Source organism: Trichocoleus sp. FACHB-6 (genome assembly GCF_014695815.1).
Classification (GTDB): domain Bacteria; phylum Cyanobacteriota; class Cyanobacteriia; order Cyanobacteriales; family FACHB-T130; genus Funiculus; species Funiculus sociatus.
In genome coordinates this window covers 84,455-102,223 of record NZ_JACJOY010000125.1, presented here as the reverse complement: position 1 = coordinate 102,223, position 17,769 = coordinate 84,455, and the positions used below count along the sequence as shown (strand labels likewise).

The window sequence follows — 17,769 nt, the reverse complement described above, 5'->3', positions numbered from 1 at the left end:
CTAATTCCCAAAGAGAGATTAAACTGTTGAGTAGTATAATCTTTGCTCACCAGACACAAAAAATGTCTCCCTAAAATTTATAGGATACTTGCACAGCCTCCTCCCTTTCTCAACATCAGGCACCTGTAAAATATATGACATCTTCATCTACCACAATCAATGGTTGGAATAACACCGATCAGGTAATTGACGTTGTTGCCCACCAAGATGAAAATTACTCAGGGCATCAAATGCCGCAAAATCATCCAGATAAATCGGATCGTGGTGGCTCATTAGCTACAAAAACCGGAAGTTTTACAGCGCTGCTCGCGCCGCTAAAAAAGGAAAGTTTTAAAGAAGTCGTCACAGGTGTTGAAGATAAACTTCGGGTAGTAAATCACACCCTGTCAATGCTGACAGACAGTCAGGGTTTTGAAGCCATTCTGCAAGAAATGCTGAATGCTATTACCTTGAAGACGGGAGAATTACTAGGTGCAGACCGCACTACGATTTTTTTACTCGATGAAGAGAAGAACCAACTATGGTCAATTCTTGCCGAAGGAGATGAAGGAAAACCTTTAGAGTTGCGGATTCCTGCTGATAAAGGCATCGCCGGAGATGTAGCAACACGCAAGAAAAGCATTAATATACAGTTTGATTTCTACGACGATCCTCGGTCAGCATTTGCCAAGAAAACCGACGAAAAAACCGGATACCGTACCTACACAATGTTAACTCTACCTTTGCTCAACGAGCATGGAGATTTGGTGGCGGTAGTTCAATTAATTAATAAGTTAAAGTTACCGCACGAACCAGAAAAAAAATTAGCCCAAAGAATCGATCTGCAAGGATTTTCTAAAGAAGACGAAACAGTTTTTGAAGAATTTGCCCCCTCAATTCGCCTAATTTTGGAAAGTTCCCGCTCGTTTTACGCGGCGACGCAGAAGCAAAGGGCAAGTGATGCCCTAATGAAGGCGACGCGCTCCTTGAGCCATTGTAATTTGGACTTAGAAGACACCCTGGAACGGGTGATGGATGAAGCGAAGAATTTGATGAACGCAGATCGCAGTACCTTGTGGCTGTTAGATAGCGATCGCCATGATTTATGGACAAAAATATCTCTGGCTGATGGTTCCATGAGAGAACTCAGAGTACCACAAGGCAAAGGTTATGTTGGTAAAGTTGCCGAATCTGGTCAACCTTTAAATATTTCCTTTGACTTATACGACGATCCCGACTCTGGAGTTTCTAAACAACTCGATCAAGCTAATGGTTATCGCACCTGTAGTTTATTATGTATGCCAATCTTTAATGCAGATAAAGAATTGATTGGTGTCACCCAACTTGTTAACAAGAAAAAGCAAGGAGAACTTCCCCCATATAATCCTCAAAATTGGCCGGAACCACCTGAATGCTGGAAGGCAAGCTTTAACCAAAGTGATGAAGCCTTCATGGAAGCATTTAATATTCAAGCAGGAGTAGCGTTGCAAAATGCCAAGCTGTTTGCGACAGTCAAGCAGCAAGAACAAATGCAGCGAGATATTCTCCGCAGTCTTTCTAATGGAGTTGTTTCTACTGATAAATCTGGTTATATTATTGCTGCTAATGAAAGTGCTAAGAAGCTTTTAGGATTTAGCGAACAAGACCATCTAGAAGGTAGAAAAATTGATGAACTTATTCGCATCAAAGAAGGCGATTTTTCCAAATGGTTTGGCGCGGCAATAAAAGCAGCTGATGAAAAATGCCGCCGGCAATATTACCCGGATCAAACTTTATTGTCTACTGGGGAGGAACAGCATAGCGTTCACCTATCGATTAACTCGATTGCTGATGCCAGCGACGCTAGCAATGTCTACGGTGCGCTGGTGGTGATGGATGATATCTCTCAAGAGAAACGCCTCAAGAGTACGATGTATCGCTACATGACGCAGGAACTGGCAGAACAGCTAATCAATAGCGGTGAGGCTAAATTAGGAGGCGATCGCAAGGAAGTTTCTGTCTTATTCTCAGATATTCGCAGCTACACCAGCTTGACCGAAAGAATGGAGGCGGAAGAAGTGGTGCAGTTGCTTAACGAATATTTTGAGTCAATGGTAGATGCTGTATTTAAGCACAAAGGCACCCTCGATAAATACATTGGTGATGCGATCATGGCGGTGTTTGGTTCACCCTTACCTCTAGACGATCACGCCTGGATGTCGGTGCAAACAGCAGTCGAAATGCGCCATCGTTTGGAAGACTTCAATGAACGTCGTCTCGCATCCAAAAAGCAAGAAATCAAAATTGGTATTGGCATTAACTCCGACACGGTAATTAGTGGCAATATCGGCTCTAGTCGCCGTATGGAATTTACAGCGATTGGTGATGGTGTTAACCTGGGATCTCGCTTAGAAAGTGCCAGTAAGCAGTACGGTTGCGATATCATTATCAGCGAAAGCACCTATCGACCCTGCAATGACAGAGTATGGGCGAGAGAACTTGACCGTATTCGAGTTAAGGGCAAGAACCAACCAGTTAGTATTTATGAATTGGTGGGGTTACGTTCTGAGTCAATTCCCGATCAGAAGCAGCATACGATCGAGCTTTACCACAAAGCTCGCGAACTTTACCTCAATCGTGAATTTGCCTTCGCTATCGGCGAGTTTGCAAAAGTTATGGCACTTGATCCCCAGGATAAGGCAGCTGGCCTACACCTAGATCGTTGTAAGTATTGGCTCACCAACCCCGTCCCCAGTGACTGGGATGGTGTTTGGACGATGACGGAGAAGTAATTAATAATTAATAGGTTTCTCGTTTCCAGGCTCCCTCTTGGGAACACAAGTTTTGGAGGCTCCCGCCTCCCCCAATGGCACTACGATTTGGTTAGTGCAATCAAACCGCCAAGATCGCCCAACCCTAAGGCTAAATTGGGGGCTTAGAAAATCAAGGCTTTGCCTGCCTTTTTAAAGGGGGATCAAATCTAATACAGTTTACTTAAAGCTAAAAAACCAAACCCTAAGTAGCACAACTGTTCTTAAGTGAACCGTATTGCATTATTAGCAACGAGAACTTTTTCAAATTTCAGTGGCACAATTAGACTTAACAAAACTGCCAACAACCTGACGCAATTGCTCCACATCGAAGGGTTTTGTCAAATATTCTGTAGCACCAGCAATCCGTCCTTGCACCTTGTCAAATACTCCATCTCTTGCTGTTAACATGATGATGGGTAGATGATGAAATTGTGGTAAGCTGCGAATGGTGCGGCAAAGTTCTAATCCATCGACTCCTGGCATTGAAACATCTAGTAACAAAATTTCAATCGGCTGGTGGTATATCGCTGATAAGGCATCTACTGCGTTATCAGCTAATAAAACTTTGTATTTTTTCTCTAGCGCCTTTTTGAGCAGAGTTTGCATTACGGGACTATCATCGACTACTAGGATAGCGGGTACATCATTCAAGGTTGAAGGCATTTTTTTCCCCCAGGATTTAGGTTAGTAAAAGTTTAAAACTGCAAATAATATTCCCAGGCTATTACTAGCTAAACAAAAATAAGTTTTTTCTGGCATTAACTTTAGTAAGTAAAAGAGAACTGCATTTTTGTATAAAATTATTTAATCACACTGTATACTGTAACATTACATTTTAATTCCCTTTGTTAACAATTATTTTTAACATAATCACTCTGTAAATTAATTTGCAACAGTTGATATATTTCGAGGCGTAGATCATACATACGCACTTTATCTCGATTGCGAGTGAGCGGCTAACAGCAAAATTACTGAACTATATATAAATTATTGTAACAAAAATCTGAGAGCTGCTCTTCATTTGAGCTGGTGGAAGATTAAGTTAGGTGTAGAAAACGGCTTGGCGACTTTACGTTAATTTCTACCACTATACTAAAAACAAAAAATCCAAAATATATCGATGGGTGATAGAAATATATCCTCTATGGGAACCCTAGATTAAGCAAGGTTGGGCTAAGTGGCTCATAGCGATCGCGTTAGCTCTTCTCTTGCGACAAGAGTGAGTTGAGGCGAGGATTCCTGTTTGTTTCTTACGTATCTGTGTAAAAAAATCTTTTATCTAGATACAAATGTTACATTTTTATTTATCTCACTTACTCGGTCTAACTCCAAAGTGTCAAGCGATCGCCTGCGGCTTAAAGCCTTCAAAGATGCCTCTTTCCGCAGATTTTTGAAGGGTATGATTAAAGAGCGTATTTAGAATATATAAAAAAAAGTGTTTATTTATACTTGAATTGCTCAAAGGCGGATTTTAGAGAAGAGGGCGCTTAAAGATGAACCCATTTTTACCTAGAAACAAAGCTATCAAATTTGACGAGCTGCGCCAATGCCCGCTGTTAGACTCTTCTTTGAAAGCAGGTTTTGACAATCTGACTCGTCTGATGACTGACATTTGTCAGACACCAGTAGCTTACATGAGCTTCACGGATGACGGACAACAATGGCTAGTGTCAAAACTGGGTATTACCACCACAGAAGCAGACAAGTATCTAGCTTTCGGCGCTAGCGCCATCTCGCACCCGCAAGAATGCGATTTGATAATCGTTCGGGATGCCCTTTGCGATCGCTCTTTGGCGAACCATCCCAGCGTGAAATCTGCCCCAAAAATTCGATTTTTTGCAGGTGTCCCCTTAGTCACGCCCTCCGGATTGATGATTGGAGTGCTATCTACAATTGATTATGTGCCGCGAGATTTAAGCGAGAAAGAGCAGGAAGCAATTAGGGCATTAAGGCAAGTAGCGATCGCGCTTTTGTCCCCATACGAAAACTTAATAACAGCAGAACAAATTATTATGACTCCCCAGCCGACAAACTTAGGGATGAGAGAAAGCGAATTTCAACTAGAAACTATAATTGAAAATAGCAAAGATACCCAGGCAGTACAAGAGTGCCAGCGGACAGAGTTAGAAGTTTCTGACTTAGTTAAACAAGTAACAGATATCAAGTTTGCATTAGATCAATCTTCTATTGTGGCGATTACCGATCGCATCGGAACTATCACCTATGTAAACGATAAATTTTGCGAAATTTCTAAATACTCTAAAGAAGAACTTATCGGACAGAACCACCGCATAATCAATTCCGGGTACCATTCAAAGGAATTTTTTAAACAGATGTGGGCAACCATTAGCAGTGGCAACGTCTGGAAAGGGGAAATCAAAAACCGAGCTAAAAACGGAACTTATTACTGGGTATATACCACCATTGTTCCAGTATTGAATTGTGAAGGAAAACCACATCAGTATGTGGCGATTCGCCAAGATATCACCGAGCGCAAACAAGCGGAAGAATCGCTACGGCAGAACGAAAACCGTTTTCGCGCCCTAACGGAAATCATTCCCCAGCAGGTATGGACTGCTAAGCCAAATGGCGCACTCGATTATGTCAACCAGCGCATTCTAGAGTATTTCCAGCGCACATATGAGGAAATGGTGGGTTGGGGATGGCAAAATGTACTGCATCCAGACGATGTGCAAAACTGCTTTGAACGTTGGTCGCATTCTCTGACAACAGGAGATGCTTACGAAGTTGAATTTCGCCTGCGGTATGCGCCTGACGGTAGCTATCGCTGGCACTTAGGACGAGCGCTACCTATGCGCGATGACAAGGGGCAGATTGTCAGTTGGTTTGGGACGAACACTGACATCGATGAACACAAGCAAGCCGAGAAAGAGCGCATCCAACTATTAGCACGAGAACAGGCGGCGCGAGAGGCGGCGGTTAGAAGTGAAAATATAACCAGAAATATTTTGGAAAGTATCGCCGATGCTTTCTTTAGCGTGGACAACCAGTGGCGATTTACTTACCTGAACCCGCGGGCAGAGCAACTTTTGTTTAAAACAAAAGAGGAATTGATTGGTAAGTGTATATGGGATGAGTTCCCAGAAACAGTCGGTTCTACTTTCAAAAGCGAATCTTACCGAGCAGTTTCCTGTCAGGTAACGGTTCACTTTGAGGAATTTTATCAACCTCTGGAAACGTGGCTGGAGGTACGATCCTATCCTTATCAAGATGGTTTGTCGGTTTTTCTCCGCGATGTTACAACTCGTAAACAGTCAGAGGCAGCACTGCTAGAGCGATCGCGTCTGTATACTTTAGAAGCAGAAATTGGCACCGCCTTGGGCGCTGGCGGCACCTTATCAGAAAGGCTCAACCGCTGTACAGAAGCGATGTTGCAGCATCTGGAAGCGAATTTTGTCAGTATCTGGACATTTAACCAACAGAGTGTTGCAGAAGCTTCTGCTTCAGAGGCTTTTCTGGAACAGCAAGCAATTGCCTTTGCAAATTCTCTTAGCCAAGTGTATTGGCAAGATTTATTTGCTGAGCGTCGCGTCTCTCTGGAGGGTTCCGTAATTGGCTTCGTTGCCCAAACCCGTCAACCCTACCTAAGTCAAGATAGCAGTCTGCGGTCGGCTGGGATGGAAGCGCGTCTTTATAACGGTGAGTTAGCGGAAAGCTGTTTGCTAATCGCCAACAGTTATTTTGCAGGATATCCCTTGATTGTGGAAGATCGGCTAGTGGGCGCGATCGCTGTGGGCAGTCATTCGCGCTTTACTGAAGCAGTTAATCATATGTTGGGGTGGGTAGCCAACGCCCTTGCACTCGCCATCGATCGAAATTGGGCAAAAGAAGCACTCTTGGCGCGTCGGGAAGCTTTGCTTTTTGGCTTAGCAAGTCAGATTCGCGACTCTCTGGATCTAGATACCATTCTGGGAACCGCTGTCAAGGAGATTCGGAGTTTGTTGCAAGTTGACCGCTGCCAGTATTTGTGGTGCTGGTCGCTTCCCAATCAGCCTAGCTTGACAGTAACTCACGAAGCCCTGGCTAAGCCCAATCAACCGAGTTTGCTCGGAGACTGTCCGCCTCAAGAACTTTACCAGCTGAGTGAAAAAATTCGCCAACTCCAGATCCTGCGAGTTGATGATGTCAAGAATGACAACAGCCTGGATGCCCAAACGAAAGAGCTGTTAACGCCTATGGGGATTACTTCCCTGTTGCTTTTGCCGCTAAAAACCCACGCCGGACATCTAGGAGCAATTGTTTGCAGTCATTCCAGTGGTGCTAAACCTTGGAGTAACAGCGAAGTGGAGTTGTTGCAAGCTGTGGTGGATCAGCTAGCGATCGCAATTGACCAAGCAGAACTCTACGCCCAAACTCGCGCCGCCGCCCTAGCCGCGCAAACCCAAGCTCAACAGCTGGCGACTGCTTTGAACAACCTCAAACAAGCCCAATCTCAACTAATTCAAACCGAAAAAATGTCCAGCCTGGGGCAAATGGTTGCAGGTATCGCCCACGAAATCAACAACCCAGTCAATTTCATCACCGGAAATCTTAGCCACACCAGCGACTACATCCAAGAACTACTCGATTTAATCTGCCTTTATCAACAGCATTATCCCAATACTCACCCGGAAATTCTCCTCCGACAGGAAGAAATTGACATAGACTTCATCATTAATGACCTGCCAAAAATGCTGTCTTCAATGGAGATTGGTGCAGAACGTATCCGTCAGATTGTCCTGTCTTTGCGGAACTTCTCCCGACTCGATGAAGCAGAAATGAAGCCAGTAAATATCCATGAGGGAATAGAGAATACTTTACTGATTCTGCATCACCGCTTGAAACCGCACCCTAACCACACCGGGATTCAAGTTATTAAGGAGTACGGCGAACTTCCTTTGGTAGAATGCTACGCCGGACAGCTTAATCAAGTGTTTATGAACATCTTAAGCAATTCTATTGAGGCTTTGGAAATAGGAACTGTTGACTGGGGACTCCGGGAAAATGCCTCTTCTTCCCCTAATCCCCAATCCTCAATTTACCCTTCCCCAGTTATCAGTCAAGAGTCTCCAATCCCTACAATTTCGATTTCTACCGAAGTGCGAAACAATAGAGTGGTGATTAAGATTGCAGACAACGGAGCAGGAATGACGGAGGACGTGAGAAAGCGCTTATTTGACCCCTTTTTCACCACCAAACCTGTAGGTAAAGGCACTGGTTTAGGTCTATCAATTAGCTATCAAATTGTAGTAGAGAAACATGGCGGGGTACTGAAGTGTTTCTCAGAACCTGGAAAGGGTGCAGAATTTTTGATTGAGATTCCTCTAGGACAGAGATTTTAATAACTAGGGGTATTTATAAAGTATCCCGTGATAGATTGCCTATCCTTAAGCGATCGCATGGGCATGAGCTGACAAACGATGCCAATCCGCGTTATTATATACAACCTTAAATAAAAGGAGATCGAGGTGTCATTTTCTGGAGAATTTAATCAGGCTTTACTAGAGCGTTTTATTCAACTTATTGCCACTCATACAGGCTTACACATTCGCCCAGAAGAAAGAGAAGCTTTAACCCAAAAAATTCGCTTACGGATGAAGTTATTCAATATATCCGTACCAGAAATATATTATTTACTATTAAAAGATTCCTCCCCCCAGAGTGATGATGAATGGCAAGAATTGGCAATTTCGTTGACCGTGTGCGAAAGTTACTTTTTTCGAGATAAAGGACAGTTTTCTCTGCTGCGATATAAAATATTACCGGAATTAATAGCCGCTCAAAAGTACACAAAAACTCTGCGGATTTGGAGCGCCGGTTGCTCAACTGGCGAAGAACCATATTCTCTGGCTATTCTTCTCAATGAGTTAATTCCAGATTGTGACAGATGGAACATCTTTATTTTGGGAACAGATATTAATCAAAATGCGATTGAGCAAGCCCGGCAAGGAGTTTATAGTTCTTGGTCATTTCGTTTACTAGAGTCTCAACTAAAAGAACGCTATTTTTTTCTGAAAGGGGACAAATGGCACCTTAATAATAATATACGCGAACGAGTAATATTTAGAAATATAAATTTGGTAAAAGAGCAATTTGATAATTCAGCTTATGGTATTAAAACACTCGATTTAATTATTTGCCGTAATGTTTTTGTTTATTTTGAAAAGCCAGCAATTTCCTTAGTTTTAAATAAATTCAACAACACGCTTAAGCTTGGTGGATATCTCCTGACGGCTCATAGTGAACTTCAGGGACAAGATATAGGTTTATTGGAGGCAAAATTGTTTCCAGAATCAGTTATCTATCAACGGCGTGAAAATTTGGAATTAGGGGCAGGTCTTTGGGAAAGCAAACCAAGCATATATCCTGATGGAGAAAAAAAACTTTGTTCCTCCGCTCCCGCCAATAATTTGGGAATGAACCTTGGACAATCCATAGGTAACACTTCTCAGTTGATGAAACCAGAAATATTATTGCAGGAAGCAGCGGAAAAAATTAATAATACAGCCAAAGATTTGAGCAGTTTATCGGTTGCTAAACTAAAGGAAGAAAAAAATAATGATGCAGCGGTTACTACACTTCTGTTAGAAGCAGAAGCTCTTTTTAAAAATAAATTTTATGCTTTAGCTATTGAGAAAGCGGAACAAGCGATCGCTTTGGAATCTAAGCAATTTTATCCCTACCATCTCCAAGCAGAAATCTATGCGAATTTAGGTAAATATGATAAAGCAATTCACTATTGCCAGATGGCTCTTAAAGTAAATCCTCTAGCAGAAGAGCCACTATACCTGCTAGCTCATATTGCAGATGAAAGAGGAGATATTAATGCAGCGAAATCTTTTTTAAAGAAAATTATTTACTTGGTTCCTTACTGTATCTACGCTTATTTAGAATTAGGCTATATTTATGATAAAGAAGGAGAGGGAATCAAAGCTACAAAAATGCGAACAGTTGCTTTAGAAATATTACAAAAATTACCTTTCAAAGCTACCTTAGAAAAACTAGATAACCTGACCGTTGAGGAACTTATAGCAAAAATTAATAAAATGTTACCACGACAGCTATAAATTATATGGAATCCAAACAATATATTATCTTCAGGTTGAATGCTTCCCTTTATGGAGTAGAAGCACTTTCAGTACAAGAAATATTTTTTCTTCCTGAGTTAACGCCAATAGTGGAAGCACCGCCTGCTATAGTCGGTGCGCTGAATCTTCGAGGCGAAATTTTGCCAATCATGGATCTCCAGCTTCGGTTTGGTTATGAGTTGGAAGAATACCGCCTCACCGATAGCATCATCGTACTGCAATGCCAGAGATTTCGGTTTGGCATCATCGTCAATCAAGTTCTGGAAGTGCAGACTATCTCCATAAATAAAATTACAGCAGAACTATCTTATGGGCAAGAAGGCACCAATTCCTCTCATTTTGTTGCTGGTTTCGCCACAGTAGGGACAGATATTGTAAGATTGCTAAATCCTGAAAACCTAATTCAATTCTTCGATAGAGTTGAAGCTTTAACCTTAGAACAAACGGTAGAAGGTAAAAGTAAAGAACCATATACTTCTCGTAATTCTTTTAAAGAAAATCGGGTCTTTTGCCCTAATGCCACCCCTGAAGAAAGAGCAATATTTCAGGAACGGGTAGCAAATTTGATGCGACAACCTGAAATTCAAAATGTTATCGGAAGTCGCCCGATTGCAGTTATTGGTTTAAATAATGAGTATTTTGGACTAGACTTAGCTGCGGTGCGGGAGTTTACTGATATTCGTCACTTACAGCCGATTCCCTGCTGCCCAGCTCATATTCTAGGTAATATGAACTTGCGTGGTGAAATATTAACATTAATTGATATTCGTATGGTCTTGAATTTACCAATTGCTAATGTAGTTACTGCATCTAAAGCAATGGTTGTTTACATCGACGATTTAGTGGTTGGTGTCATGATTGATGCTGTATTTGACGTAATATACCTAAACCCGTCCCAGATGATGCCAGTACCTGCTGCCGCCCATTCTATGAATGATGAATATCTCCAGGGAACAGCTCTTTACCGGGAAACAATGATGTGTATTTTAGATTTACCTAAAATCTTATTACAAGGCGGACTGATGGTTGATGAACAAGCGTAATTATTTATTGTTTACAGCTCACATTTACTAGCTGCTTGCTTAAGGAGAAATGAGCCAATGGCATTACTAAAACTAAAGTAGACATCCCGAATAAAAGTTAAATTGTCATGATTGTAAAATTCACCGTGTAGTTCAGCATTAAGCAGGGTAAATACAATGTTTAAAAACTTAAGTTTACAGTCTAGATTGGTCGGCTCATTTCTATTAATGGGTTTGATTGTATTAGTAGTTGGAATAGTGGGTTGGATCGGAAACTCCAGCTTAAGCGAGCATATTAATACTCTTAATAATAATACAGTGCCAAGTGTTATTGGATTGTGGAAAATTAAGGAAGGGCAAACTCAAGTCCAGTCATCAGAGAGAGCCTTACTCAATACACTTCTGAGCCAACAAAATCGGCAAGTTGAATTAACAAGAATCAAGCAGGCTTGGGAGCAGATTGAGGAGGGATTTAAACAATACGAGTCAGCTCCAGCGACCGAGGAGGAAAAAAAGATATATGAACAATTCCTTATAGACTGGGGCAGGTGGAAGCAAGGCCAAGAAAAATTTCTGCGACTTTATCAAAAATTTGAGGATATAGGTATCCCTAATCCTAGAGAAGTGCAGGTTGAACTTCTCAACCAAAATAAGGGGAATTTCCCCCAATTTACAGCAGCAAAAGTTGCTGTAAATCTATTAAATGAGCTGAGTAAACTATCAGCAAATGAAGAGAGAGCATCTTTTGACAAAGCAACCGAATCAATTATATCAGTTATGAATTACAGCGAACAATTTGGGGCAGCAGCCAAAAAAGCAGCTGACACAGATGTAGCTCAAACCACGTTTTGGATCATCCTAGGTATGATTCTCGGCCCCCTCACTGCCATTATCTTTGGCATTTTCTTCAGCATCACGATCGCCAAGCCGCTTAGTTCCAAAATAAGCGGAATTGTCAACACTATTGTCTCTTCTTCATCAGAAATAGCTGCCACGGCAGAGCAGCAGGAACGCACGGCTGCTCAACAGGCGGCGGCAGTTAGCCAAACAACTACCACAATGGATGAACTCGGTGCTTCCTCAAGGGCTACAGCAGAGCAAGCCGAGTCAGCAGCAACGGGAGCACGGCAGGCTATGGCTCTCACAGAGTCGGGGAGCCAAGCGGTAAACAGAACCCTCGAAGAGATGGCAATGCTCAAAGAGAGAGTGGGAGCGATCGCTTCTCAAATTTTGCGTCTTTCGGATCAAACAAATCAGATTGGCAATATCTCTAGTTTGGTGAGTGATGTAGCCAACCAAACTAATATGCTGGCACTAAATGCAGCAGTAGAAGCCGTGCGGGCAGGCGATCATGGCAAAGGATTTGCTGTTGTTGCGGCAGAAATTCGCAAACTAGCAGATCAAAGTAAGACATCAGCTCAAAAGATTAGCACCCTGGTTGCCGATATCCAAAATTCTATTAATTTAACCGTAATGGTTACAGATGAAGGAACGAAAACTGTGCAGGAAGGGGCGAAAACTGCACAAGGCACAGCAGATGCTTTCGCCGGAGTTGCGGATTCTATCCACAATATCGCTGTGAACAGTCAACAAATCTCGTTGAGTGCCAAACAACAAGCGATCGCTATTCAACAAGTCGTCCAAGCGATGAATGCTCTCAATGTGGCAGCAACAGAAACTGCTAGTGGCATCAGTCAAACCAAGGTAGGCATCCAAAGACTAAACGAAGCTGCCTTAAATCTGAAAGTAGTTGTGTAAAGAATACAAAAATTAAAATTGATTGGCAGAAGGCAATTTTTATAGTTCGCAAAATCGTCCAACCAATTAATTAGGTAGCTATACAATTATCAGCTCTTTACCCTACTCAACAACTGAACAAAGCCGCCTTGAATCTTAAAACAGTGGTAAAGCTAAAATCTATTAGCTTTTAGCTATAAAAAACAACACCAACACGTAATCGCCAATAAAGTATAACTAAAAGCTAGCCATGATCGTAGAAGACGAAGAACTACGCAATCTTTTTAAAACGGCAAGTGAAGAACATTTACAGAAAATAAATGACGGTTTACTGTATTTAGAAAAGCACCCGGAAGACCAAGCCAGATTAGAAGAATTACTAAGAGAAGCTCACAGCCTCAAAGGGGATTCTCGAATGCTGGGCGTGCGCGATGTAGAAACCCTTACCCATCAACTAGAACATATTTTGGGATGTGTTAAACGCGGTGAGGCACAACTGACAGCCCAAACGTGCGATCGCTTGTATCAAGGCTTAGATGCTATGTGCAAGCTGGTACATGAAGCCGTCACAGGCGAACCAGCAGGCATCAATACCTTTGGCGTCCTTGCCCACATGATGGGAGCTGATTCTATCAATCCAGCCAAACAAAACAATCACAACGATCGAGTTCAGGAAGAAGTTGAAGCCAATACCGTCACAATAGCCACAACTTCCGAAGCGCCCCCACCACAAATAGATTTAGAGATATCGCCTGCACCATCACCATTAGAGACACTACTAGCACCTTCCTCACCACCCGCACCAGTAGAGGCAGCACCATTAGAAGCGGAGCCTCCCCACCCCACTCCTGCCGACGAAAAGACCTTCTCCAACGGTAGAACCCCCACCGTACCACCCCCAGCAGCAAACGAACCCTACCGCATCGAAACAATTCGCGTCGAAACCCGCAATCTCGATGCCTTGCTCACCCAAGCAGGCGAACTAACCGTCACCAAAATCCGTATTGCTCATCGACTGGCGGAAATTGAGGAAATTGTTGCCCTGTGCGAAGAGTGGAACCGCCCAACACTCCTGAGAACTTCAGCGCTGAATGTCCAGAAGGAAAAGCTAAAACCTGAGAGGCAATTAAATCCCTCTACCACTCAGCACTCACATATAGGGGCGTACAGCAGTGCGTCCTTAGAAACTAAAGCCTTCGGGGAGCGCATGGGAGTTCTAGTCAACCAGTTAAGAAATGCCATCTACGAAGACACCACCAGACTGGATACGATTGCTAGTGACTTAGAAGAGGGAATACGTACCCTACGCCTTTTGCCCCTATCAACTATTTTTCAGATGCTTCCCCGGATGGTACGGGATCTAGCTAAACAGCAAAATAAAGAAATTGAACTAGCGATCGCAGGCGACCAAACCAAAGCCGACAAGCGCATCATAGAAGAAATGAAAGATCCATTGATCCACATGATTCGCAATTGCGTAGATCATGGTATCGAAACACCAGCAGAGCGAGAAGCTGTAGGCAAGCCACCTACCGCCACAATTCGCGTCAGAGGCTACCAAACCGCCACGAATATTGTGATAGAAGTCGCGGACGATGGGCGAGGTTTAGATACTGCAAAGATTAAGCAGACAGCACTTAAGCGCGGAATCTGTCGGGAAGAAGAACTCGCCGCCATGACAACAACTCAAATTCACTCCTTGATTTTTGCCCCCGGCTTCTCCACCCGCACCTTTGTCACCGAAGTTTCTGGCAGAGGTGTAGGGCTGGATGTAGTTCGCACCAACGTCGAACGCCTGAAAGGAACTATACAAGTAGAATCTACCCCCGAAAGAGGATGCACGCTCCGAGTACAACTGGGTATAAACCTAGCAACTGTGTCAGTGTTGATTGTGGAAGTGGGCGGCAGAGTTTATGCCCTGCCAGTGGAGTTTGTGCAACAAACGCGGTTGGTGTCTTCTGATGAAATTTTTTCTATTCAAGGCAGAGAAACTATTATTCAGGACAATCACCCTGTATCAGTAGCGCAACTGGTAGATTTGCTGGAATTGTCAGTAGTCAATGGCAAAACGACTGACAAGGGACAACTGCTGTGCATTATTTTGCAGGTGGGAGAGGAGAGACTGGGATTATTGGTAGATGCCTGTATAGATCAACAGGATGTCATACTTAAACCTCAGAGTAAGTTACTCAAGCGGGTTCGCAATGTTGCTGGCGCAACTATTCTCGGAACTGGGGAAGTTTGCATGGTTTTAAATCCCCTAGATTTGATTAAATCTGTGCAAAAACGAACCGCAGCGATGACCCTGACAAGAGTATTTGCCCAGGAGGAAAAAAGAAGATCAATTTTATTAGCGGAAGATTCTATCGCCATTCGCACTCAAGAAAAGCGCATTTTGGAGAATGCAGGTTATGAAGTGGTGACCGCTGTTGATGGATTGGATGCCTACAACAAACTGAGAACTCGTTCCTTTGATGCGGTGATATCCGATGTGCAAATGCCAAATTTGGATGGCTTGGGGTTTACTGCTAAGATTCGTCAGCATCAGGAATATAACGAATTGCCAATAATTCTGGTGACATCTTTGGCATCAGATGAAGATAAACGTAGGGGTGCCGAAGCTGGTGCCAATGCTTATATCACCAAGGGTACTTTTAATCAGGAAGTGCTTTTAGAAACCTTGAGAAGGTTTATTTAGCTTATGGCTAATAGTAAGCGCAATTCTTCAACTAGCATTTGACAAAATGGCAATAAAAGTTTTATTAGTAGACGATTCTCCTATTGCTATGACAATGCTGAAACGAATTCTGGCATTCTCTCGGGAAATTCAAGTGGTGGGAACAGCCGGAACTGGTAAAGAGGCATTGGCGCTGATTCCGAGTTGTTTGCCAGATGTGATTTGCACAGACCTCTATATGCCACAGATGGATGGTCTGGAATTTATATCTGAAGTTATGGCAACGTATCCAAAACCAATTCTTGTGATTAGCACTTCAGTACAAAAAGAGGATAAACACAATGTTTTTCGGTTGCTGGAAGCAGGGGCGGTGGATATCTTCCCTAAGCCGCGTGGTGGAAATGGTTCGGATTATGAGTTGGTAAAACAGGAGTTGATCGGGAAGATAAAAATCCTTTCCGGGGTTACAGTTTTTACTCATTATCGAAAGAAACCTACAGTTGATACTATTGTTAATAATCGGGAGACTGAGCCTTCCAACATTCGTTACAAAGCTGAGCCTGGTAACAAGAAATATTCGATTTTAAATGGCCAATCCAAAATCCGAAATCCAAAAGATAAAATCGTCACAATTGGTGCGTCTACAGGTGGCCCGCAAGCTTTGTACGCAATTCTCACTCAGCTGCCGATTAATTTCCCGGTGCCAGTGATTTGTATTCAGCACATCAGCGAAGGTTTTTTGCAAGGAATGGTAGATTGGTTGGCGGCTGAGTGTCAAATGCCTATCAAAATTGCTCGTGCTGGGGAGGTTCCAAAACCGGGAACTATTTATTTTCCCCTGGAGCGATCGCATTTGGAGTTTGATGCACAAGGCAGATTTTTGTATTCTTCCTCACCACCCCTGGAAGGGCATCGCCCTTCTGTAACGGTTACTTTTAAATCGGTGGCGAGTGTCTATGGTCAGGCTGCTGTGGGGATATTATTGACGGGGATGGGTAGAGATGGTGCGGAGGGAATGCAGGCGATCGCGTCTGCTGGTGGTGTCACCATTGCTCAGGATGAGGCGAGTTGTGTGGTGTTCGGAATGCCAAAAGAAGCGATCGCGCTTGGTGCAGTCCAGCATATTTTACCCATCACTAAAATAGCGTCGATGCTCACAAGAGTTATTAGTCCTTAGTCATTTCCAACTTTCCAAGGCTTACGGACAACAGACTAATCGCTAATAGCTAATCGCTCATTAGTAGGGATTGGTTGTTCTTTGAGAATGGCGCTATAGGCAGAAGCAAGATTTTGCGCGACGCAAGGCCAAGAGTATCGACGACTTACCAAGCGCCTACCATTTTCACCCAATTGCGATCGCTGTTTTGGAGAGTTGAGGAGGGAAGCGATCGCACCTGCTAAAGGCTCAACTTCTCCTTTAATAACCAGTCCAGCTTTTTCTGCGGCAATTTCTGGCGAAATTTGCACATCTGGAGTCACAATTACTGGTAATCCCGCCGCCATTGCTTCTGCTACAGCAACTCCAAAATTTTCCGAAAACGATGGCAAGACAAACATATCTGAACCTTGCAGCAGCAAATCTTTATCTTCACCAGTGACAAAGCCGGTCATAGATGTGCGAGAAGCTAAGCCAAGCGATGAAACTAAATTTGTTAAGTGTGTAATATAATTTGACTCTCCTGAACCCGCTAATATTAGGTGAAAATCATCTTTTTGGGCGGCAAGTCTGCTTAGCGCGTACACCAGCAAATCTGGGCGCTTTTTATAATGAAGGCGAGACAGAAATAGCACCACTGGCGTAGTTGATGGTATGCCGTAAATTTGGCGTAGTTTTTGTTTAGCTTCAGGGGAAATAGTAGGTCTATCGACTCCTAAAGGTAGGGTAATTGTGGGAGTTTTAATTCCAAATTTACGGACATCTTCTGCTTCGCCAGTACAAGTACAATGGATTGCAGCGGCAGAATTCAAATTGTGTCGCTCAATTAAAAAGGTGTAAATTTGTTTTTTCAGCTGACTTTGTGCCAATGCCCAAGGAGCCATCTGGCCTATAGTACGGACTATGTAGGGAACGCCTTGCCATCTAGCGATCGCGCCAGCACAAGTAGAAGCATAGGAAAAAAGATAGTGAGTTTCTATGATGTCATAGTCGCGGATGTGTAACATGAGCCAGCGAGTGAGAGCCGCAGAAAAAATAAATTCTTTCATCGGTGGCGAAAACCGAGGCAAGAACCAAACAGGAACTTGCTCGTATTCAATCCGTTCATTTAAAGGTACATCTAACAGTGTTGAACCATTATCATTTGTCGTAGCAATTTCCGCGTCAATACCGCAGTCTCGTAAAGCTTTTACCAAATTTAAAACAACGTGACTTGGCCCTCCCAAAGCTGGACTTACGGAGGGAATAACGTGTAAAACTTTCACAATTGCCTCTATCAGAATTGCTACCTACTGATACAGACTTTTGTTATGACATC

The 17,769-nt window shown here is 43.1% G+C and carries 9 protein-coding genes; 7 read left to right on the top strand and 2 right to left on the bottom strand.

Features of this window, described 5'->3' with window-relative positions; all coding sequences use genetic code 11:
- The first annotated feature begins 230 nt into the window (after window positions 1–230).
- On the top strand, window positions 231–2,750 hold the full coding sequence (locus H6F66_RS25490) for an adenylate/guanylate cyclase domain-containing protein (protein WP_190427570.1): 2,520 nt from the start codon (window positions 231–233) through the stop codon (window positions 2,748–2,750).
- Between the two features lie 282 nt (window positions 2,751–3,032).
- On the opposite strand, the gene H6F66_RS25485 is transcribed toward H6F66_RS25490, so the two are convergent.
- Window positions 3,033–3,434, bottom strand: a complete 402-nt coding sequence (locus H6F66_RS25485; RefSeq protein ID WP_190427497.1) for a response regulator — start codon at window positions 3,432–3,434, stop codon at window positions 3,033–3,035.
- A gap of 830 nt (window positions 3,435–4,264) precedes the next feature.
- Here H6F66_RS25485 and H6F66_RS25475 point away from each other — a divergent pair.
- The 6 genes from H6F66_RS25475 (at window position 4,265) to cheB (ending at window position 16,472) form a co-directional block, all read left to right on the top strand.
- Window positions 4,265–8,113: a PAS domain S-box protein gene (locus H6F66_RS25475; RefSeq protein ID WP_199295420.1), complete on the top strand. Its 3,849-nt coding sequence runs from the start codon at window positions 4,265–4,267 to the stop codon at window positions 8,111–8,113.
- Between the two features lie 126 nt (window positions 8,114–8,239).
- Window positions 8,240–9,838 carry a CheR family methyltransferase gene (locus H6F66_RS25470; protein WP_190427494.1) on the top strand — a complete coding sequence of 533 codons (1,599 nt, stop codon included), beginning with the start codon at window positions 8,240–8,242 and terminating at the stop codon, window positions 9,836–9,838.
- 5 nt (window positions 9,839–9,843) lie between these two features.
- The gene (locus H6F66_RS25465; RefSeq protein WP_190427491.1) at window positions 9,844–10,902 is read left to right on the top strand and encodes a chemotaxis protein CheW; all 1,059 of its coding nucleotides are present in this window, start codon (window positions 9,844–9,846) and stop codon (window positions 10,900–10,902) included.
- 156 nt (window positions 10,903–11,058) lie between these two features.
- Complete coding sequence (locus H6F66_RS25460) at window positions 11,059–12,639, top strand: methyl-accepting chemotaxis protein (protein WP_190427488.1); 1,581 nt, start codon at window positions 11,059–11,061, stop codon at window positions 12,637–12,639.
- Window positions 12,640–12,868: 229 nt separating this feature from the next.
- A complete protein-coding gene (locus H6F66_RS25455) occupies window positions 12,869–15,316 on the top strand; it encodes a hybrid sensor histidine kinase/response regulator (protein ID WP_190427485.1) in 2,448 nt (815 codons plus the stop codon).
- A gap of 46 nt (window positions 15,317–15,362) precedes the next feature.
- Entirely contained in the window at window positions 15,363–16,472 is a 1,110-nt protein-coding gene (gene cheB, locus H6F66_RS25450) for a chemotaxis-specific protein-glutamate methyltransferase CheB (protein WP_190427482.1), read from the top strand.
- Between the two features lie 35 nt (window positions 16,473–16,507).
- Here the strand turns inward: cheB and H6F66_RS25445 are convergent, their stop codons facing one another.
- Window positions 16,508–17,716, bottom strand: a complete 1,209-nt coding sequence (locus H6F66_RS25445; protein WP_190427480.1) for a glycosyltransferase — start codon at window positions 17,714–17,716, stop codon at window positions 16,508–16,510.
- Window positions 17,717–17,769 lie beyond the last annotated feature (53 nt).